Origin of the sequence: Dendrosporobacter sp. 1207_IL3150 (genome assembly GCF_036763085.1) — a bacterium.
In the GTDB taxonomy this organism is placed as follows: domain Bacteria; phylum Bacillota; class Negativicutes; order DSM-1736; family Dendrosporobacteraceae; genus JBAIYU01.
The window spans coordinates 1-13453 of the sequence record NZ_JBAIYU010000008.1 but is presented as its reverse complement, the minus strand read 5'-3'; the positions used below and the strand labels follow the sequence as shown (position 1 = coordinate 13453).

Below are 13453 nucleotides of genomic sequence, written 5' to 3'. Positions count from 1 at the left end.
ATGTGCTAAACTCTTACTATCCAGTTGGATGCGCCTCCTTTGTTCAGATTATGCGGTCGGCAAACCTGCATTTATTCTAACAAAGGAGGCTGTTTTTTTCGACGCATAGCTATAAGCTTTTTGGAACTACATGCATAGCATGTGGTATTCGCTTACGCAATAATCAAGCCAAAAATCGCATAATGCCGATTTTTGGCTTGGTAGTTTTAACCATAAAATTATTACCATGTTACAGCGCTGTGTGGGGCTTGTATATCTTTGCAGCTTTATCACTTTCTGCCGCTTGATTAATATTAAAAGCTGCTTCCATAATTTTCTTGGCAATAGGTACTGCTGAAGATGCCCCAAATCCACCCTGCTCAACAATTACAGCTATAGCAATACTTGGATCAGCATACGGACCGTAACAAACAAACCAGCCGTGGTCACTGCCATGAGGATTTTCTGCCGTGCCAGTTTTACCCGCAATATCAATTGGGAAATTGCTAAAAAGTTCACCAGCGGTCCCGCCCTCAACAGCAACTTCTCTAAGAGACTCACGAATTAGTGACAATGTTTTATCTGATAATTGTATTTTACCAGTGCTCTCCGGACCAAATGTCTGTATTACTTCACCACTAGGTGACATAACTTTACTAACCAGGTAAGGTCGGTAACGATGGCCACCATTAGCAATTTCGCTCATTACTACCGCCATTTGCAGCGGGGTTGCCAGTTGAAAACCCTGACCAATCGCAGCGTCAAAAGTTTCGGATAGATACCAATCTTCTTGGTAAACCTTCTCTTTATAACGACGGTTTGCGACTAAACCTTCTGACTCGCCAGGAAGCTCAATACCTGTAACAACTCCCATTCCAAACATTCTTGCATACTTTTCTAGATTATCTATGCCTAATCTGTTTCCCATTTCGTAAAAATATACATTATCTGATTTGGATAGAGCTTCTCTAAAGTTAATCCATCCAAGTGCTTCTCCCATTGCATTACCTTTTGGTATGATCCAGTGGTAACCAGTATCAAGGATTTTTTCCTCAGGTGTTACTTTACCTAGTTCAAGTGCAGCCGCGCCTGTAATAATTTTAAAGGTAGAGCCAGGTGGATATTCCCCGGAAATAACTTTATTGTCCATAGGATGATGTGGGTTTTCATTAAGCAACTTCCACTCTTTGGTTGAAATGCCCCCAGCAAAAAAATTAGGATTAAATGTTGGGCGGCTAACCATGGCTAAAATTTCGCCTGTCTTTGGATTTATAACTACTGCAGCAGCAGCCTTTGCATTTATGTACTCAGTCTTAGTTTGTAAAAATTTAAGCTGCTCGTCAACTGCTATCTCAGTTGCTTTTTGGATGCGAGAGTCAATTGTGAGAACAAGGTTATTTCCCGGTGCTGGATCCTTTTTGCCAAGGATCTGCACAGGTCGACCTGTTACATCAACCTCAACTTGACCACCGCCATCTCTACCGCGCAGAGACTTATCATATACTTTTTCTAAACCGAATTTCCCTATAACATCACCGGACTTATAGCCTTCGCTCTTACGTTTTTCTAACTCTACATCGTTTATTTCACTTACATAACCAAAAACATGTGCTCCTAGTTCGTTATTTACATAATTTCTAATTGGCTGAATTTCAATAACTACTCCTGGGAGCTCATTCTTACGTTCTTCAATCTTTGTAACAATATCGGGCCCAATATCGCCTTTAACTCTGATAGGTTCAAAACTGCCCGAATGCTGATTAAGTTTATTATAAATTTCATTAGGGTGAATACTTAATATATTGGCTAGTTTTTGTATAACATCGTCTGGCACAGGCCCTGTTATTGGTAATAAAGATACTGTGAACCCAGGACGATTTGAAACCATCAAAACCCCATTACGATCATAAAACAATCCTCGGGGAGCCATCACTGGTATCAGCCTAATTCTATTACCATCGGCTAAGCCGCCGTAATATTTACCCTGAACAACTTGCAAATAACCTAATCGAGTAACTAGTGAAAAAACGACCAACACAATAATAACCGCTAGTACATCGAGACGATTATTCGATCTTTTTACCAGCATGCCATCCCCCCCTTTCGCTAGTCATTAAATAGGGGCACCCTAAGGTGCCCTATTTAACCGACTCACCCTATATATCACCTGATGTACAGGTATTGCTACTATCACATTATAAAGCATAAGCGGTAATACGTTATTCATTATTGCTGAAATAAGCTGTACCTTGTAGCCTAGCAGTCCTACAATAATAAAAGATATCACACTATTAAAAAAAGTGGCAATACTCATCGCTAACACAGGAAGTAAAATATGTTCTTTAAACACCTTGCGTTCAGCCATCCCAAACAAGTATCCAGTAATTAGTTTCGACAAAGTATTAAGTCCGAAAACATTGCCACCAGCCAAATCTTGCAGCAGCCCTGAAAAAAAACCAACACTCACACCTTGTTCTTTACCTAATAACAGACTTGCAGAAACAACAATAATTAAGAGCAGGTCTGGCTTTATACCATTAAAAGACAGCATCGGCATTATCGTAGACTGAACTACTAGCGACACTAGAATGATAATACCCCAAACCACAATCCTCATCGTGTGCCCCCTTGCTGCCCTGTTGGGGAGTTAGGAACTGACGGTGAAGTTACTGAAGGATTAGGTTGTCCAGGTTTAACTGCTTGAGGCACAGCTGAGATAGGTTCCCGCGAACGTACTATGACAAATACTTCTTCTAGCCTATTAAAATCCACAGCTGTTTTGAGTACAGCATATTTTAATAAACCGCCTTCGTCATTTATTACATCTACTACGTCACCCACTAACAAACCTTTAGGATAGATTCCTCCGAACCCCGACGTAATGATTTTGTCCCCTTTTATAATATCCGCATCACGCGCGATATTGACCATCCGGGGAGCATTGGGATTCGAACTATTTCCTTCAACAATAGCTGCTACCCTTGACTCTGGGCGCTGAACTAATGATCCCACTGCACTGCGAGGATCAAGAATTAATTGAACCTTAGCTGAATTACTATATGTGCTTACTACGTTTCCAACAAGTCCCTGCGGTGTAATTACAGGCATATCTTTTGTAATACCATCTGCCGTTCCACGATTAATTATTATAGTACTGGTCCAAGTTCCCGGGTCACGTGCTACCACAGAAGCAGTAACTAAATCGAACTGCGGAACACCTTTTTTATAAGCAAGCATGTCCCGCAGCCGCTCGTTTTCTGCCATAATCTCGGTAAAATTAAGATTATTTTGTTTAAGTTGCTCATTTTCAGATTTTAAGGACTGATTTTGGCGATATACCGTCATAATCTGCCAAGCGGATGAACTAGCATTACGAAAACTGTATCCAATTTTTGAAACAGCATACTCAACAGGAACCAAAATTGTGGTAATCAATCTTTCACTGAAAGCGAACTTATATTTTCCATGTGCCGCGGAAATGGCCAGCAAAAAGACGGCAATTACAGCCACCAGCAGGATGACCGTCTTTTTGTTTAAAAAGCGCACATTTCTGGCTCCTCTCTATCCAAGTTTTTTAGGGGACATCAACACCCTTTTTAATAGATCAATACTCTCCAAAGCTCGGCCTGTTCCTTCACCTACACAGGAAAGAGCGTCTTCAGAGATATAAACAGGCATCCCCGTTTCTCTACTTAATAGAACGTCAAGTCCTCTAAGCAGTGATCCTCCGCCAGTCATAACAATACCACGGTCCATGATATCTGACGCCAACTCTGGTGGGGTTTTTTCCAATGTCACTTTAACTGCTTCAATTATACCGGAAACTGGTTCACTAAGCGCTTGCTGTACTTCACGCGCCCTAATAGTTAGAGTTTTTGGTAAACCAGTCACTAAATCGCGTCCACGGATATCCATTGTTTCATCTAATTCTGGGGCAATTGCTGCGCCTATCGTTATTTTAATCTCTTCAGCAGTACGCTCACCTATCATTAGATTATAAGTACGCTTAATGTATTGAACAATGGCTTCATCCATTTCGTCACCGCCGATTCTAATTGAACGGCTGGTAACAATCCCGCCTAGCGAAATTACAGCAACCTCAGTGGTACCACCACCAATATCGACTACCATATTGCCAGTTGGCTCATGAACAGGAAGTCCTGCACCAATTGCTGCAGCCATAGGCTCTTCTATAAGATAAGCTTCTCTAGCACCAGCCTGAATAGTTGCATCTATTACTGCTCTTTTTTCAACCTCAGTGACTCCAGAAGGTACACCAACTACAACGCGAGGGCGAATAAAAGATTTTGTATCAATAGCTTTTCTAATAAAATATTTTAACATAGCCTGTGTAACGTCAAAGTCTGCAATTACTCCATCCTTTAACGGCCTTACTGCAATTATATTGCCAGGGGTACGACCAATCATTTGTTTTGCTTCTTCACCAACAGCCAAAATCTCACCCGTATCACGCTGAATAGCTACAACAGATGGTTCTCTAAGCACTATACCTTTGCCTTTAACATGAACTAATGTATTAGCAGTACCAAGGTCTATCCCCATATCACGTGATAATGATCCAAACAATTTCCACATAAAAATATAACCCCTTTCGTTAAAACAAGCATCTCTTTTACGAATAAATCCTATACTATTATTCCCTTTTCTTTAAGGCTTACATACTTGTTATCACCAATAATTACATGATCAAGTACAGAAATTTCCAAGAATTTTCCAGCATTAACAAGTTTTTGGGTAAGCTCAATATCTTCCCTGCTAGGTGACGGATCACCACTAGGGTGATTGTGTACTAAAATTACTGATGCGGCTGAATAGTTTATCGCTTCTTTAAACAATTCCCGGGGATGTACAAGAGACGCATTAAGTGTACCTACTGATATTGTAGGGGCAGCTATAATATGATTTTTCGTAGATAGTAATATAGCAACGAAGTTTTCCTTTGTTTCGTATCTAAGTTTAGCCATCATATAGTTAGCAGCATCTTGTGGCGAACGTAATACTGGACGTTCATTAGGCACTAATGAGGCCAGACGTTTTCCTAGTTCGATAGCTGCAGCAACCGTTAGTGATTTAGCTGCACCTATTCCCTTTATTCTACTCATATCTTGTGGAGAGAGCCTTGCAAGCCCCGCCAACCCCATATCTTCGTTTCGCTTGAGTAACCTTTCTGCCAATCGCACTACAGAATCCTTTTTTGTACCAGTGCGAAGTAGGATGGCTAGAAGTTCAACATTACTTAACGAGGAAGCGCCTTTGGTCAGCATTTTTTCTCGCGGCCGCTCATCTTCAGGTAGTTCTTTCAGCATGAGAGGTCTGTCCACACTCATAACAGCTCAATACCAGCCTTTTTTAGCAATTTTGCCAAATTATTTAGAGGTAAACCAACTACATTGGTATAACACCCTTTTATACTCTCAACAAATAAAGCGCCAATCCCCTGAATTGCATAAGCACCAGCTTTATCCATAGGCTCGCCTGTAGCAATATATCTATCAATCTCTTCATCAGTAAGATCTTTTATAGTAACTTCAGTTTGAGTAAAATCAGTCCAAACCTTATCAGCTCTAACTACTGCTATACCTGTAATTACAAAATGCTTGCGACCTGATAAACTGAGCAGCATCCTCTTTGCATCAACTGAATTTGATGGCTTACCAAAAACCTTGCCATCTAGCACAACCACTGTATCAGCTCCGATAACTACAGCGTCACATCCAGTCTTAACTGCTACATCTCTTGCCTTGCACAATGCATGATGTATAGCAAGATCCTCTGGAGCCATCGATAAGTTGTTATCTTCATCAATGTCACTTGTAATTATAGTAAACTGACAGCCGACTTGTTCTAATAATTGCTTACGCCTTGGTGATGCTGATGCCAAAATGACAGTCATAGTCAACCTCCCGCAAGAAAACAGCATTCATACTGTTTAAAGATTAAAATCTGCGAAAAAGAAAAATTGCCGCGATTATACCCAAGATACTCATTAAGTTTGGGTGCAAAGCAAAGCCTACAATAAATTTAATTACATACAAGTTTATTATAACCGGCGGCAAATCAATTATCGGGTAGTTTTTTACCAGATAAGGTGCCAACCCAGCCAAATCAGTTGAATTAGTAATAAATTCACCCAAAATTCCGCCTAATATTGCGCCGGTAATAAGAAACAAAGCTAATAAACCATATCCTTTATTTTTTCCGCTCGGCATTCTTATACCTCCAGTATCTGAAACAATACTATATTCTATACAACTATGTTATCTTCTACCTAAATAAAAGAAATCCTTGCCGATAAGCAAGGATTTTTGTGGAATTTTAGCTGAAAAATTAACTATATTTGAGATTATCTTCCAATTTATGTTTTAAAAAGCAAGTTGTCATACCGACAGCCATTCCAGTCGGCACTGACAAGATCAATAAGTAAGGTAAATACCAGAAAATCCCTATGCTATCTATAAAAAATGATGCACTAATTAATTGTGCTATATTATGAGCAACCGCTCCCGATATACTAATTCCAATATAAGAATAGATATTAGACCACTTATGATATACAACGGCCATTATAAGGACACAAAATACACCACCGCTTAAGCTCATAATAAATGAGGGTCCAAACATAGTACCACTAAAGAGTGAGCCGATAAATACTCTGACTGTTGTTACAAGCAAAGCATCTCGCCACCCGTAGACTATTAACGTAAAAAGCGAAACAATATTTGCTAAGCCTAATTTGACACCTGGTATTGGTAAGGGTAGAGGTATACTTGCTTCTATAACATGTAAAATACTAGCTGCAGCTACGAATAAACCTAACAATACTGTTCTTCTTGATCTCATAACTTCCCCCTATCTAGCTATATCATCGATCTCTAATGACTTACCAGATAATATTTTGATTACTAACTTGTTAGGCAAACAAACAATTTGCTGATGTGGATTGCTTATCCAGCCGCTGTGAATACAAATTTTATCGGGGCAATTTGCTTCTCGAACCCTTACTCTGCCATCATTGATCTCTATAACATCATAGTACTTTAAACCATTTATTATAAATTCTTCATGATGCCCTTTTTTTAATGGGACATTTTTTATTTCTTTGCCATTATAAGTTACTTGGACTGACGTATTAGCAGATGTTGAAAAAGTACCAAAGCTCAAGTATATCCCTAAAACCGAAATAATTATTAGAGTAAAAACTAAATATTTATCACCTTTTGTCAGCACTAAATCAGCCCCTAATTAACTTGCGGTGGGTTAAGCTGCGTTTTGATTAAATATATTCGAAATATTTTTATTAAATTCATTCAGAACCACTTTTGAAAAAGATTAAATTTTAATGATTTGGTGAAGCTATCAAAGAATTTAAGAAGAGAGGGTAGTTCCATGGATAACATACACGAATTAGAATCAATAATAGAAAAATTAAGATCACAGCTGCACCAGATTGCCCAAGGTAAATGTTTAACTGACCCAGAGGTTATTAGAGCTAGCCAAGAGCTAAATAATATGTTAAATACCTATGAACGGTTAATAGGTAATAAGCGCAATAATAAATAATCAGGGACCATTACGGTCCCTGATTATTTATTATTTAATTTTCTTTTCCTGGTACTACTCCAAGCACCGCTTGGCGAATTGCTTTTGTTGGACATTTAGTTAAACAAACTGTTTCACTGCAGTGTGAAGCACAAATATGACTATCTACGACGGCCAGATTATTCTCTATTCTAATCGCTGAATATGGACATTGTTTTGCACATATACTGCAGCCAATGCATGCCGCACTGCAAGCTTTTTTCGCGACGACTCCTTTATCCTTTGAGTTACAATTAACACGCACCATAGCACCTAGCGGCATCATTGTTATAACTTGCTTAGGACACACAGTTTCACACTTTCCACATCCTGTGCACTTTTCAGGCTTAATTATTGGTAAACCTTCTTCACTCATAGCCATAGCATTAAAAGGACAATTTCTTACACAAGTTCCAAGGCCTAAACAGCCATATTTGCACGCCTTGTCTCCGCTAAAAAGTAAATTTGCAGCAACACAATCCTCGACTCCGTCATACTCGTAAGTTTTAACTGCTTTTTCATTACTTCCAGCACATCTTACTTGAGCAATTCTAGGCTCAACTTCATCCGCCTTTTTACCAGTCAACTCAGCAACTGCTTTTGCTATAGCATCTTTTCCAGGTATACATAGATTAGGTGATACATCTGGGTTAAGTACAACAGCCTCAGCATATGCCTGGCAACCGGCGTATCCACAGGCACCACATTGGCCTTTAGGTAATACATCTTCAACTATATGTATAAGTGGATTAACTTCAATTGCAAATTTCTTATTTGCGAATGCCAATATCAAACCAAAGCACAATCCCAGTGATACTAAGACAATAAAAATCATTACTGATGTGGTTACCATTTCATCTCCTCCGCTCTAGCATTTACCGGATAGTTAACCGAAACTAGACTATTCATACTAATTTCGGAAAACTCCTGGAGTTATAAACTAACAGCGCCTCAGAATTGCATTCTCTCCTCACAGTTAGTTATAGCGGAATCATTCCCGAAAAACCGAAGAAGGAAAGAGCCAGCATACCTGCCAGAATGAAAGCAATTCCAAGCCCTTCTAACGATTTAGGTATATCCGCATACTGCAACTTCTCCCGCAGACTTGCCATTAAAATAATAGCTAGAGCAAAACCAACACCTGAACCTACAGCATGCACAATACTTTTAGCAAAGTTAAAGTTCGACTCGGCATTTAAAAGCGGAACGCCTAGCACTATACAGTTAGTCGCAATCAGCACTAGATAAATACCCCACATATTATATAAAGCAGGTGCATGCTTCTTAATTATCATCTCTAGCAGTTGTACAAAGCTGGCAATTAATACAACAAATACTACTGTTGTTAAAAAAGTAAGTCCGAACGGATGTAAAACGAAGTTATAGACTGCCCACGCCAGTATAGAACTTAACGTCATAATAGACGTAACAGCCATACCCATTCCCACTGAAGCATTTAGGTTTTTAGATACACCAAAAAATATGCATAATCCTAAAAATCTCGTAAGTACAAAGTTGTTAACAATTACTGCGCCCATAAACAAGGTAAAATACTCTCCCATTACGCTTCACCCCTTTGGATGGCGTCTTGACTTGAAATCGCTGCTTTGGTTTCTTTAAGTTTATCTTGATACTCACCCATAATATTAAATGCCGCAATCATTAAACCAATAAGTATAAAACCACCAGGCGGTAAAACCATTATCAAAGCCGGATCGTACCAATCCCCCATTATTGGTATACCCAAAATTGTACCGCTCCCAAAAAGTTCACGTATAGCACCAATTAACACCATAGCCCCCGTGAAACCTGCCCCCATACCAAATCCGTCGAAAAAGGATGGAATCACAGTATTTTTCATTGCAAATACTTCAGCGCGAGCTAAGATAATTGCAAAAACAACAATCAATGCAAGATAAATACTAAGTTCCTTAAATAATACCGGAAAGAATGCCTGCAGCGTTAGCTGAACAACAGTTACAATAGTTGCAATTGACGTAATGTACACAGGTACCCTTACTTTAGGATTAACCCAGCGCCTAAATATAGAAACAACCACATTATTTGCTGTTATAACAAACATTACTGAAAGTCCCATCGCCAAAGCATTGACTACTGTTGATGTAACTGCCAGCGCCGGGCATAAACTTAGAGCAAGGCGGAATATAGGATTTTGCTCAAAAAGCCCTTTATAAAATATTTCCCAAAGATTTGTCTGCTCTTTCAAATTCCTCACCCCACTTATTTCTTGCTGGCGATATGGGTAGATACTTGTTCAACGGCTTCTTTGATGCCTTTCGTCACAGCTCTTGTCGTAATAGTAGCCCCGGTAAGCGCCTGAATATTCTTTTCATTAGGAATCTTGACTACTTCTAAATCCTCTGCGGCTTTACCAAAAAACTGTTTGCGGAACTTATCATGCGCAGCTTTATCACCAAGTCCTGGCGTTTCATTGTGAAATAATATTTTATAATCAAGAGCTCTACCTTCCGGTGATATTGCGGCTACCATCTTGATAGTACCACCATACCCCTTACTTTCAGTGGGAACAACATAGGCGATAACTTTTCCATCCTTTATTGCCATATACCAATCTTGCTTTCCTTCTACTGGTGTAAAGGTCTCCGCACTTGCTACAAGCTCTTTCATGGCCTGATTCTTTAGTTTAATAGCTTCTTGTGCAGCTATAGGTGCTGTAAAGGCGTAAGTGCTAGAGATTATTACTCCTGAGAGAAAGCAGGCAGCGGTTAGATTCAGCGCGATTTTAATAATACTATTGTCTTCTGTATGAGAATGTTCATTATTCATGCCCTTACCTCCCCGCCCCATATTTTGCGGGCTTGATTAGACGGTCAATGAGTGGTGTCACTGAGTTCATAAGTAATATTGCATAACAGACACCTTCAGGGTATCCCCCGAGCAGTCTAATCAATACCGTTAGTGCCCCAGCTCCGATAGCAAAAATTATTTGACCTTTTATAGTTATTGGTATTGTTACCATGTCGGTAGCCATAAAGAAGGCGCCCAATATTAAGCCACCCGACATCATGTGCAATAAAGCATCACCACTAAAAAGGCCAGATGATCCGCCAAACATCCAGGTTAAGAGTCCGACTGTACCTATCATTAAAACAGGTATCTGCCAATTAATATATTTGCGGTAGATTAGATAAACACCGCCTGCAATAAGCAAGAGTGCCGATGTCTCGCCCATGCTTCCACCGCGTGTGCCTAAAAACATTGCTTGATACATATCTGACTTCTCACCAAAAAATTGGACTAATTTGTCATAACCTTGTAGTTTCAGAATACCTAACGGGGTAGCAGAAGAAACACTATCTACCTTCGAAGTTATTGTTGGCCATGTTGTCATAGCTATCGGCCATGATGCTAGTAAAAAAGCGCGTCCGATTAGCGCCGGATTGAAAATATTATAGCCAAGTCCGCCCATAGTGTGTTTTGCTATACCGATCGCAACTACAGTGCCACATAACGGTATGTACCAAGGTACTGTAGCTGGTATATTCATAGCTAATAATAAACCTGTCAGAAAAGCACTTCCATCATTTAGTACAATGGCTTTTCTCTGCCATTTCAAAATTGCATATTCGGTGATTAGCGCAGCGGCAATACATATGAACATTGTCTTAAATGCTGGAAGGCCAAAATTATATATAGAAAATATAGCTGCAGGTGCTAACGCCAAGTTTACTGTCCACATTATCTTAGCAACAGATTCGTCACACCGAATGTGCGGTGATGCCGAAACAGTAAGAGTACCTACTTCCAGTTTTGCTTCCGCACTCATCGCATACCTCCTACTTTTTCGCCGCTAGCGCCGCATTTTGCGCTTTTGACAATTTAATATAATGCACAATATTTCTTTTTGCAGGACATACATATACACATGAACCGCATTCAACGCAATCTAGAAGGTCATACTCCTCTTTTGCCGTCTGGTATATTCCGCGCTGACCAAGAATGCTCAGCATACTTGGAATTAATCCCATTGGGCAAGCTTCGACGCAGCGACCGCAGCGTATACAACTGCTTTCAGGCTTTACTTTTATATCTGAAGAAGTTAAGGCTAATATACCAGATGTTCCTTTAATTATCGGGGCAGAAAGTGTTCTCTGCGCCATACCCATCATTGGACCGCCCATTATAATTTTAGCAGGTGACTCTCTAAAACCATTACAATAGCTAACCGCATCACTAAAGGTTGTTCCTATTCTAAAAAGCAGATTTCTAGGGTTTACAATTGCGCTGCCAGAGATTGTTGTTACCCTTTCTATTAGCGGTATTCCGTGCTGGACTGCATCAGCTATAGCAGCCGCTGTTCCTACATTTTGAACAACTACGCCTACGTCCATAGGCAATCCCCCTGAAGGTACTTCGGAGCCGGTCAGCACTTTTATTAATGTTTTTTCAGCACCCTGCGGATATTTGGTTTTTAGAGCAACTACTTCTATCCCTGATATACCTTCGCAGGCTTTCCTTAGAGCAGCCAGAGCATCAGGCTTATTTTCCTCTATACCGATATAGCCCCTTGATACCCCGAGCGCTTTCATTGCAATACGCATTCCAGTAACAACTTTTTCTGTCTGCTCGAGCATTAGGCGATGGTCTGCAGTAAGGTATGGCTCACACTCCGCACCATTTAGAATAAATGTGTGAATAGGTTTTGCAGGCGGTGGTGCCATTTTAACATGTGTTGGGAAGGTGGCTCCCCCCATACCTACCAACCCTGAATCCCGGATTACATCTTTAATCTCAGAAGCATCCATCTCGCTCCAGTTTCGTGCAAGCGGTAACCCTTCAACCCATTCATCCTTTCCATCACTTTCAATAACTATTGACTGACAGCTGCCAAAAACGGGATGTGGATAGTCTGCTATTTCTACCACTTTACCTGAAGTAGAAGCGTGTATTGGACTTGCCACAAAAGCTTGAGCCTGGGCTATAACCTGACCTTTTTTTACTAAATCTCCGACTTTAACAATAGGTGCACAGGGAGCACCTATATGCTGTCTAGTAGGAATAAATAACTTTTGTGGAATTGGCGCAATTTCTATTGGTTTATTAGCAGTATAATTTTTCCGGCCATTAGGATGTACGCCTCCACGAAAACTTTTAGCCATACTTTCACCCCTTTTGATTCACTAGACACAGCCCTTTTTATTTAAGGATTTTAATCACTCTCGGCCGTGATTTTGCATTGGTTCGAGCATGGTAGTCGTAATATCTTATATACCATATAGATAATAAAAATGTACTGCATCCACCTCCAATCTGAAACCACACAGCGCTGATACCTAATTTTTCAGCTAATACTGTACCTGCAATTACCCCTAATAGTGATGCAACAAGAGGTAATACATATACAATAAATGCGGCTTTTAGCATATTGTCTGGCTGTATTTTTACTACAACACGCTGTCCGGCTTTTGCGCTAAGATCGTTATAAGCTTCTAGTACCATAGCTGAATTACCCGGACAAGCCCCGCAATTAGCACAATCATTATGGCGACTTGTTTTTACTTTGGCAGTGTCGTCATTTACTTCAATTACTACTCCTTCCTGTTCCGCTTCTTTTCCCATAATGATCCTCCCAGCTTACCCGATAGAGATTGAGTTTTTCTTGTTCTATTTCTATCTATATTTCATCACTATTTGATATATTCCGAACCTCATTGCCATTTTTCACCAAAGGAGTTAATTTTTCCACACTACATATAAAATTAGCGTTTAGTCAGTACCCACCCGTAAAACGGGTGGCTTGATTACGCCCTATAAGGGCATGACACTAGCTGAGTCTCAAGACTCTCTGAAAAAGTCTACCAACCGCATAACCTTTTCAGTCAGCCCCTAAAGG

The 13453-nt window shown here is 40.0% G+C and carries 17 protein-coding genes; 1 reads left to right on the top strand and 16 read right to left on the bottom strand.

Annotation, left to right across the window (positions count from 1 at the left end; all coding sequences use genetic code 11):
- Positions 1-229: 229 nt before the first annotated feature.
- The 9 genes from mrdA to V6C17_RS02895 form a co-directional block, all read right to left on the bottom strand.
- Entirely contained in the window at positions 230-2068 is a 1839-nt protein-coding gene (gene mrdA, locus V6C17_RS02935) for a penicillin-binding protein 2 (RefSeq protein WP_333521055.1), read from the bottom strand.
- A gap of 39 nt (positions 2069-2107) precedes the next feature.
- Entirely contained in the window at positions 2108-2596 is a 489-nt protein-coding gene (gene mreD, locus V6C17_RS02930) for a rod shape-determining protein MreD (protein WP_333521054.1), read from the bottom strand.
- Entirely contained in the window at positions 2593-3525 is a 933-nt protein-coding gene (mreC, locus tag V6C17_RS02925; protein WP_333521053.1) for a rod shape-determining protein MreC, read from the bottom strand. Before mreC ends, mreD begins: the two co-directional genes overlap by 4 nt.
- A gap of 15 nt (positions 3526-3540) precedes the next feature.
- Positions 3541-4575 (bottom strand): rod shape-determining protein, encoded by a 1035-nt coding sequence (locus V6C17_RS02920; RefSeq protein WP_333521052.1) that lies wholly within the window; start codon positions 4573-4575, stop codon positions 3541-3543.
- Between the two features lie 50 nt (positions 4576-4625).
- Complete coding sequence (radC, locus tag V6C17_RS02915; protein WP_333521051.1) at positions 4626-5327, bottom strand: RadC family protein; 702 nt, start codon at positions 5325-5327, stop codon at positions 4626-4628.
- Positions 5324-5893: a Maf family protein gene (locus tag V6C17_RS02910; protein ID WP_333521050.1), complete on the bottom strand. Its 570-nt coding sequence runs from the start codon at positions 5891-5893 to the stop codon at positions 5324-5326. Before V6C17_RS02910 ends, radC begins: the two co-directional genes overlap by 4 nt.
- 43 nt (positions 5894-5936) lie before the next feature.
- A complete protein-coding gene (locus V6C17_RS02905; protein ID WP_333521049.1) occupies positions 5937-6209 on the bottom strand; it encodes a DUF4321 domain-containing protein in 273 nt (90 codons plus the stop codon).
- A gap of 118 nt (positions 6210-6327) precedes the next feature.
- Positions 6328-6840, bottom strand: a complete 513-nt coding sequence (locus tag V6C17_RS02900) for a Gx transporter family protein (RefSeq protein ID WP_333521048.1) — start codon at positions 6838-6840, stop codon at positions 6328-6330.
- A 9-nt stretch (positions 6841-6849) separates the two neighbouring features.
- The gene (locus V6C17_RS02895) at positions 6850-7227 is read right to left on the bottom strand and encodes a NusG domain II-containing protein (RefSeq protein WP_333521047.1); all 378 of its coding nucleotides are present in this window, start codon (positions 7225-7227) and stop codon (positions 6850-6852) included.
- A 159-nt stretch (positions 7228-7386) separates the two neighbouring features.
- Here V6C17_RS02895 and V6C17_RS02890 point away from each other — a divergent pair, with 159 nt between their 5' ends.
- The gene (locus V6C17_RS02890) at positions 7387-7560 is read left to right on the top strand and encodes an aspartyl-phosphate phosphatase Spo0E family protein (RefSeq protein ID WP_333521046.1); all 174 of its coding nucleotides are present in this window, start codon (positions 7387-7389) and stop codon (positions 7558-7560) included.
- A 34-nt stretch (positions 7561-7594) separates the two neighbouring features.
- Here V6C17_RS02890 and rnfB read toward each other — a convergent pair whose 3' ends face one another.
- From rnfB to V6C17_RS02855, 7 genes are all read right to left on the bottom strand, one after another.
- Positions 7595-8431, bottom strand: a complete 837-nt coding sequence (rnfB, locus tag V6C17_RS02885) for an RnfABCDGE type electron transport complex subunit B (RefSeq protein ID WP_333521045.1) — start codon at positions 8429-8431, stop codon at positions 7595-7597.
- 127 nt (positions 8432-8558) lie between these two features.
- Complete coding sequence (locus V6C17_RS02880; RefSeq protein ID WP_333521044.1) at positions 8559-9140, bottom strand: electron transport complex protein RnfA; 582 nt, start codon at positions 9138-9140, stop codon at positions 8559-8561.
- Positions 9140-9805 (bottom strand): electron transport complex subunit E, encoded by a 666-nt coding sequence (locus tag V6C17_RS02875; RefSeq protein ID WP_333521043.1) that lies wholly within the window; start codon positions 9803-9805, stop codon positions 9140-9142. The genes V6C17_RS02880 and V6C17_RS02875 overlap by 1 nt, the downstream gene beginning before the upstream one ends.
- A gap of 14 nt (positions 9806-9819) precedes the next feature.
- A complete protein-coding gene (locus V6C17_RS02870) occupies positions 9820-10386 on the bottom strand; it encodes an FMN-binding protein (RefSeq protein WP_333521042.1) in 567 nt (188 codons plus the stop codon).
- Between the two features lie 4 nt (positions 10387-10390).
- Positions 10391-11386, bottom strand: a complete 996-nt coding sequence (locus tag V6C17_RS02865) for an RnfABCDGE type electron transport complex subunit D (protein WP_333521041.1) — start codon at positions 11384-11386, stop codon at positions 10391-10393.
- A gap of 10 nt (positions 11387-11396) precedes the next feature.
- Positions 11397-12719 (bottom strand): electron transport complex subunit RsxC, encoded by a 1323-nt coding sequence (gene rsxC, locus V6C17_RS02860; RefSeq protein ID WP_333521040.1) that lies wholly within the window; start codon positions 12717-12719, stop codon positions 11397-11399.
- A gap of 37 nt (positions 12720-12756) precedes the next feature.
- A complete protein-coding gene (locus tag V6C17_RS02855) occupies positions 12757-13179 on the bottom strand; it encodes a SoxR reducing system RseC family protein (protein WP_333521039.1) in 423 nt (140 codons plus the stop codon).
- Between the last annotated feature and the right edge of the window lie 274 nt (positions 13180-13453).

Excerpts from the sequence above, each read along its gene's own strand:
- mrdA (WP_333521055.1), bottom strand. The coding sequence starts at position 2,068 with ATGCTGGTAAAAAGATCGAATAATCGTCTCGATGTACTAGCGGTTATT.
- mreD (WP_333521054.1), bottom strand. The coding sequence starts at position 2,596 with ATGAGGATTGTGGTTTGGGGTATTATCATTCTAGTGTCGCTAGTAGTT.
- V6C17_RS02920 (WP_333521052.1), bottom strand. The coding sequence starts at position 4,575 with ATGTGGAAATTGTTTGGATCATTATCACGTGATATGGGGATAGACCTT.
- radC (WP_333521051.1), bottom strand. The coding sequence starts at position 5,327 with ATGAGTGTGGACAGACCTCTCATGCTGAAAGAACTACCTGAAGATGAG.
- V6C17_RS02910 (WP_333521050.1), bottom strand. The coding sequence starts at position 5,893 with ATGACTGTCATTTTGGCATCAGCATCACCAAGGCGTAAGCAATTATTA.
- V6C17_RS02905 (WP_333521049.1), bottom strand. The coding sequence starts at position 6,209 with ATGCCGAGCGGAAAAAATAAAGGATATGGTTTATTAGCTTTGTTTCTT.
- V6C17_RS02900 (WP_333521048.1), bottom strand. The coding sequence starts at position 6,840 with ATGAGATCAAGAAGAACAGTATTGTTAGGTTTATTCGTAGCTGCAGCT.
- V6C17_RS02890 (WP_333521046.1), top strand. The coding sequence starts at position 7,387 with ATGGATAACATACACGAATTAGAATCAATAATAGAAAAATTAAGATCA.
- rnfB (WP_333521045.1), bottom strand. The coding sequence starts at position 8,431 with ATGGTAACCACATCAGTAATGATTTTTATTGTCTTAGTATCACTGGGA.
- V6C17_RS02880 (WP_333521044.1), bottom strand. The coding sequence starts at position 9,140 with ATGGGAGAGTATTTTACCTTGTTTATGGGCGCAGTAATTGTTAACAAC.
- V6C17_RS02870 (WP_333521042.1), bottom strand. The coding sequence starts at position 10,386 with ATGAATAATGAACATTCTCATACAGAAGACAATAGTATTATTAAAATC.
- V6C17_RS02865 (WP_333521041.1), bottom strand. The coding sequence starts at position 11,386 with ATGAGTGCGGAAGCAAAACTGGAAGTAGGTACTCTTACTGTTTCGGCA.
- rsxC (WP_333521040.1), bottom strand. The coding sequence starts at position 12,719 with ATGGCTAAAAGTTTTCGTGGAGGCGTACATCCTAATGGCCGGAAAAAT.
- V6C17_RS02855 (WP_333521039.1), bottom strand. The coding sequence starts at position 13,179 with ATGGGAAAAGAAGCGGAACAGGAAGGAGTAGTAATTGAAGTAAATGAC.